The 4,175-nt window shown below is 71.9% G+C and carries 4 protein-coding genes; 1 reads left to right on the forward strand and 3 read right to left on the reverse strand.

Annotated features, from left to right (window positions below):
* Positions 1-2,006: ABC transporter permease (locus tag AB7U92_RS22795; protein WP_428582406.1), on the reverse strand; the 2,006-nt coding region annotated here is incomplete at its 3' end.
* Between the two features lie 7 nt (positions 2,007-2,013).
* The gene (locus AB7U92_RS22800; protein ID WP_428582408.1) at positions 2,014-2,727 is read right to left on the reverse strand and encodes an ABC transporter ATP-binding protein; all 714 of its coding nucleotides are present in this window, start codon (positions 2,725-2,727) and stop codon (positions 2,014-2,016) included.
* Between the two features lie 148 nt (positions 2,728-2,875).
* Between AB7U92_RS22800 and AB7U92_RS22805 the strand changes: the two genes are divergently transcribed.
* Positions 2,876-3,661, forward strand: coding sequence for a hypothetical protein (locus tag AB7U92_RS22805; RefSeq protein WP_428582410.1), 786 nt, complete (start codon positions 2,876-2,878; stop codon positions 3,659-3,661).
* Between the two features lie 104 nt (positions 3,662-3,765).
* On the opposite strand, the gene AB7U92_RS22810 is transcribed toward AB7U92_RS22805, so the two are convergent.
* Positions 3,766-4,175: GGDEF domain-containing protein (locus AB7U92_RS22810; protein ID WP_428582412.1), on the reverse strand; the 410-nt coding region annotated here is incomplete at its 5' end.

Raw genomic sequence — 4,175 nt, forward strand, 5'->3', positions numbered from 1 at the left:
GCGAAGGCGGTCAGGATGGTGCTCATGATGCGCACGTTGCGGGCGCTGATCTCCTCCATGTTGCGCAGCATGGTGGCCTTGCTGAAGGCGCCGGCCACGCGCGGCACGGCCTTGATGGCCTCGAGCAGCTTCTCCTCGCGGCCGCGCTCGGTGGCCAGCACGAAGCCGCTGGAGAGGTCGCCGTCGCCAAGCGCGCGGTTCAGCGTCGTGCGGTCGATGTAGGCGTTCAGGCCCATCATCTCGCGCACCGTGGCGCCCACGGTCAGCGTGATGCGCCGCGGCCGGCCTTCGAGCACTTCCACCTCCAGCGGCTCGCCGACGCGCACGCCGAGCTTGTCGGCCAGCCGGTCGGTGATCACCAGGCCGCGGCCTTCCAGCACCGTGGCGCGGTTGTCGGCGTCGACCACGCGGTAGAGCACCGCGCGGCCGTCGTAGCCGCGGATCAGGCTACGCTCGCTGCGGTGGCCGTGGTGCAGGATCACCGGCACGAAGCGCGTCGACTCCACCTGCGTCACCGCGGGCAGGCGGGCGAGATCGAGCCGCATCGCGTCGTCGCCGGGCTCGGCCAGCCACACCGCGACATCGCTGCGCATCGCCACGTTGAACTGCGCATCGACGATGGTCTCGATCGCGTCGCGGAAGAAGTTGCCGAGCACCACGATGGCCACCGACGCGGCCACGCCGGCGATCGACAGGCCGGTGCGCAGCGGCCGGCGCTCCATGTTGCGGATGATCATGCGCAGCGCCGGGCCGATGGCCTGGATGCCCAGCCGTTCGAGCAGCGTGCGGCGGTAGTGCCCCGGCGCCGGCGGTCGCATCGCCTGCGCCGGCGCCAGGCGCACGGTGGCCAGGATGGCGTTGAGCGTGCCCAGCACCGCGGTCACCACGGTGATGCCGATGCTGACCAGCAGCAGCCACGGCGCGATGCGGTGGTCGAAGCGCGGGAAGTAGAAGAACTCGGCATACAGCCCGGTGAACATGGTGCCGAGCCGGTCGCCGACCACCACGCCGAGCGCCAGCCCGGCCAGCACGATCAGCAGCACCAGCTTGAGGTAGTGCGCGGCGATGTCGTGGTTGGCGTAGCCCAGCGCCTTCAAGGCGGCGATCTGCTCGCGCTGCGTGGCCACCAGGCGCGACACCACCACGTTGAGCAGGAAGGCCGCCACGCCGAGGAAGATCGCCGGCAGCACGGTGCCGAGCACGCGCTGCTCCTTGATCTCGTTGTCGAGCATGGCGTGCGAGGTCTGGTCGGCGCGGCCGACGACCTCGCGGCCGCCCCAGGGCGCCAGGGTGCGGGAGAGCGAGTCGATCACCGCTTCTTCCGACGCGCCCGGCGCGAGCCGGATGGCGATGCGGTTGAAGGCCCCGTTCATGTCGTAGGCCGAGGCCAGCGCCTCGCGGTCCATCCAGAAGATGCCGAAGCCGCGCAGGTCGGGCATGCCCCACAGGCCGGCGAACACGAACTCCGGCGACAGCGCCGTGCCCACGATCACCAGCGTGCGCTGTCGCCCGTTGACCAGCGCCTTCAGCGTGGCGCCGGGCTTCAGGCCGCGCGCCTGCGCGAAGCCCTCGGAGACCAGCACCTCCATCGCGCCGTCGCCGCGGCGCGAGCCGCCGCCGTCGAGCGCGCGGCCGCTGGCCAGCGTGACGCGGTTCAGCGAGTGCGGACGACGCGGGTCCAGCCCGATCAGCTGGCCGATGATGGGGTCGGCCGTGTCCGGCAGCTCGATGCGCACCATCTGCTCAACCGTGGTCTGCACCTCGGCCACGCCGGGCTGCGCGGCGAGCTGCCCGGCCAGCGCCTGCGGTGCGCGCTTGACGCTGGCGAACAGGTCGGCGAAGCGGGCATCGGCGTAGAAGCCGTCGCGGGCGAGCGCCAGCGATTCCACCGCCGAGAGGCTGGTGATGAAGCCGCCGATGCCGCTGGCCACCACCAGCGCGATGGTCAGCGCCTGGCTCCACATCAGGCGCAGGTCGCGCAGCAGCTTGCGGTCCAGGGCTCTCATCGTGTGCTCACCACGACAGCTCGGACGGCGAGATCTTGTGCGAGTTGCGCTCGATGCGCTGCACCGTGCCGTCGCCGAGGTGGATCACGGTGTCGGCCATGCCGGCGATGGCCGCGTTGTGCGTGATCACCACCGCCGTCGTGCCGAGCTCGCGGTTGATGCGCGCGATCACCTCCAGCACCAGCTTGCCGGTGGTGTAGTCGAGCGCGCCGGTCGGCTCGTCGCACAGCAGCACCTGCGGCCGCTTGGCGATGGCGCGTGCGATCGCCACGCGCTGCTGTTCGCCGCCGGAGAGCTGGGCCGGGAAGTGGTCGCGCCGCGGGGTCAGACCGACGAGGTCGATCGCCTCGTCCGCCGGCATCGGGTTCTCGGCGATGTCGGTCACCAGCGCGACGTTCTCGCGCACCGTCAGGCTGGGGATGAGGTTGTAGAACTGGAACACGAAGCCGACATGCTCGCGCCGGTAGGTGGTCAGCTCGGCTTCGCTGGCGCCGGTCAGGCGGTGGTCGGCGAACCACACCTCGCCGTCGCTGGGCACGTCGAGCCCGCCGAGGATGTTCAGCAGGGTCGATTTGCCGCTTCCCGAGGGCCCGAGCAGCACCACGAACTCGCCGGCGGCAATCTGCAGGTCGACGCCGTGCAGCGCCCGCACCTCGACCTCGCCGGTGCGATAGGTCTTGGCCAGGCCGCGGGCGCGGAAGAGGGCGGCGGCGGTGTCCATGGGCAGCTGTGGATTCTGCGGGCCCCCTGCCGTGGCGCCCTGAGCGACATCAAGCGAGATTTCGCACGCTGGCGGGCGCTCGCTTCGTGCGCGAGAGGTCGAACTGCGACAATCATTCGGCTTCACACCACTCGAACGCTGGCCGCCGATGTCCGCCCCCGCCATTCCCACCAAGACCGCCCTGGGTCAGGAGGCGATGCGCAAGCGCACCGGCGAGATCACCCAGCGCCACCGCACGGTGCTGTTCCTCGTCGACGGCCGCCGGCCGCTGTCGGAGGTGCTGAGCCTGGCGCACCAGGCCGGCGCCGCGACCAGCCACCTCGAGGATCTGGTGCGCATGGGCTACGTGGAACTGCCGCCCGAGGAGCCGCCGGCGCCGCCGCCGGTGGAGGTGCCGCTGGAGAGCCCGCCAGCGGCCGAGATCACCGAGCTGGCGGTGGATGTCGAGACAGCAGCGCAGCCGGTGCCCGAGGCACCGGTGCCGGCCGAACTCCCGCCGCCACTGCCTGCGCCGCCGCCTCCGCCCGCGCCGCGCGTGGTGGCCGCGGCCGTGGCCCCGGCCGTCGACGAACTGCCGAAGCGCCCCTTCCTGCCACCCGGCCGGGTGGTGCCGCCGCCGCAGCCCCCGGCGCCGCCGGTGGTCGTGCTGGCCGAAGACCTGCCCGTGCTGGAGCAAGCGCGCGGCCAGCTGCTCGAGTGCCTGCGCTGCGATCCGCAGCCCAACGGCGGACGGCTGGTCGAGCGCGTGCGTGCCGCGAAGGGCAGCTCGGAGCTGATCGAGGTGGTGTGGACGATGGAGCGCGGCCTGCACCACCACCAGCGCACCCACCGCGGCCTGATCGCCCTGCAGCGCGCCCGCGAGCTGCTCGGCCTGGGCAACACCCTGGTCGACGAGGACAGCACGCCGGGCCGGCTGGACGACGACGACTGGTAGGAAACTGAGCCCCTCGGCCGACGGGTACGTCGGTCGATCCCCCAGGGGGATCGCGGGCCGGCTTGGGAACAACCCGGCTCTCAGCCCGCGTGCACCGCCTCGGCTCAGTGTCCGGCAGTGACGCGATTACGGCCTTCGCGCTTGGAGCGATACAGCGCCTGGTCGGCGCGGTCGATCAGCGCGTCCATCGACTCACCAGGCTTCCAGGCCGCCACGCCCAGCGAGACGGTGATGGCGCCCACGCTTTCCTGGCTCTTGCCCCGGCGCACGCGAGCCGCGGCGATGGTGGTGCGGATCTGCTCGGCCAGCGCCGCGGCGCCGGCCAGCGCCGTGCCCGGCAGCAGCACGACGAACTCCTCGCCGCCGTAGCGCGCGACCAGGTCGCGGCCCTTCACGCACGAGCGGATGGCCAGCGCCACGCTCTTGAGCACGGTGTCGCCGAAGACGTGGCCGTACTGGTCGTTGATCTGCTTGAAGTGGTCGAGGTCGATCAGAACGACGCTCGGGCCGGCCT

Source organism: Piscinibacter sp. (genome assembly GCF_050175855.1).
Taxonomy (GTDB): domain Bacteria; phylum Pseudomonadota; class Gammaproteobacteria; order Burkholderiales; family Burkholderiaceae_C; genus Piscinibacter.

What these genes read in the sequence shown, in the direction of transcription:
- AB7U92_RS22800 (WP_428582408.1), bottom strand. Translation starts at nt 2,727, where the DNA reads ATGGACACCGCCGCCGCCCTCTTCCGCGCCCGCGGCCTGGCCAAGACC.
- AB7U92_RS22805 (WP_428582410.1), top strand. Translation starts at nt 2,876, where the DNA reads ATGTCCGCCCCCGCCATTCCCACCAAGACCGCCCTGGGTCAGGAGGCG.